Source organism: Candidatus Eisenbacteria bacterium (genome assembly GCA_030017955.1).
In the GTDB taxonomy this organism is placed as follows: domain Bacteria; phylum Eisenbacteria; class RBG-16-71-46; order JASEGR01; family JASEGR01; genus JASEGR01.
The window spans coordinates 1-1581 of record JASEGR010000217.1; the positions used below are offsets into that span (position 1 = coordinate 1).

2 protein-coding genes are annotated in these 1581 nt (G+C 50.5%); both read right to left on the reverse strand.

Going from position 1 to position 1581, the window contains the following annotated elements; all coding sequences use genetic code 11:
• Positions 1-188 precede the first annotated feature (188 nt).
• Positions 189-1421, reverse strand: a complete 1233-nt coding sequence (locus tag QME66_13810; GenBank protein ID MDI6810016.1) for a hypothetical protein — start codon at positions 1419-1421, stop codon at positions 189-191.
• The coding region (locus QME66_13815; protein MDI6810017.1) for a hypothetical protein at positions 1396-1581 on the reverse strand (186 nt) is incomplete at its 5' end. The genes QME66_13815 and QME66_13810, both read right to left, overlap by 26 nt.

Sequence of the window (1581 nt, forward strand, 5' to 3'; positions counted from 1 at the left end):
TAAAAAGTATCTGAACGGTGATTCGTTGCCTCAAAAATAAATGTATCTGAGATTTGTCTGGAGTCAGCTGGGGAAATCCGGAAGGGAGCTTTTTGGAGATAGTATTATCCCTCGTCGGACCGCGATCGTCGCTCCTGGGGCAAATGTGAGAGTCTTGATTTTTCATTCTGGAATATTTTGGCAGGTTTCTATGAAACAGCTCGCCGGAGTTCACCCTCCTTCATTGCGTCTTGAGTCACCTGTTGCCGGGTTTTTGAACGTGCCAGTCTGAAGAGTTCCTCTTCAAGGCGGAGCATATCCCTCTGGAGCCCTGCAGGGTTGAGGACCGCATATTGCTCTTTTAGCTTTTCCTTCACCCGTTGAGACACTTCCCTGGAGGCAAGGACACGAGCATAAGGCGTCCGGGGATGGTCGTATCTCTTCTTTATCTTGCTGCCGTCACGTATCTTCTCGATAAGTTTCATCTGGGGTTGGAAGAAGTTTGCATAGAGCCTGTATGAGCTGTAGAGGCGGTTCAATAGTTCCAGTTCTTCTTCGGTGTCGTAGCGGTAGTAGCCGACGGTTTGTCTTACTGCTGTGTAGTTCTTCTGTTCCACGTAGCAGTTATCATTCTTTTTGTTCTCGCGGCAGCGAGTGAAGGTTATCTTCTCTTTTATGCAGTAGTTGAAGAGGTGAGCATTGATAAACTCAGAGCCGCTATCCGAGTTTATTCCCTTGATAGGAAAGGGAATCTCCCTCCGGATGTGCTCCAGAGCCGGAAAGACCCAGAGTTGAGCCTTGTTGCGTACAGCTCTTATCTCCGTCCATCCAGTTGCTACATCTGTCGTGCTCAGGGTCTGGCAAAAGTCCCCCCTGGGATTGCCACCCTCATGCTGAACGAGATCTACCTGTAAGAAACCGACACGTGCATCGTCCCAATCGGCGAAGGTGCAGATGGGGATCTTGTGCTTCAAGAGACTCCCCGGCTTGGTCCCGGAGCGACCCTTTAGCTCATGCCTCCTTCGCTCAGCCGTGAGCAACCGGTCTGCCGTAGAAGCGCTCACAGACACAAGAAGCCGCCTCATCTGCTTTGAGAGGCGAAGCTCCTTTTTTCTAATCAGCACAGAGACTATCTCCCCCATGTTGGCCACGAGACGCTTGCCACAGGGGAATCTGAGAATAGCCCACACCCTGCGCAACGCATAGAAAACATCCCGAGGATACTTCCTCTTCCTCCCCCTTCTGCCACCGACGGAAACCCTGCGCACAGGACCCTTCGTCTCCCGGACATTCCTCAACACACGCGCCGCGTAACATCGGTTGTAACCCGTAAGATCAACAAACTCGTCAAGAATCCTGACCTTCCCCTTCTTTCGAGCCTTCCTGTAACGCTCTCGCGTCTCTCTCGTTACAACCCTACGCGTCTTCATGTCCATTCCCATTGGCTTTACCTCCCCAAGACCTTTTCTGCCAGCCCGGGAAGGTTAAACCAGGAAAATTTCGAATACTTTTTATTTTTGAGGCAACGAACCCATTTCGAATACTTTTATTGGGGTATCCCCTTGACTCCACTAAATACAAGATATAGTATGCCAGAGCATG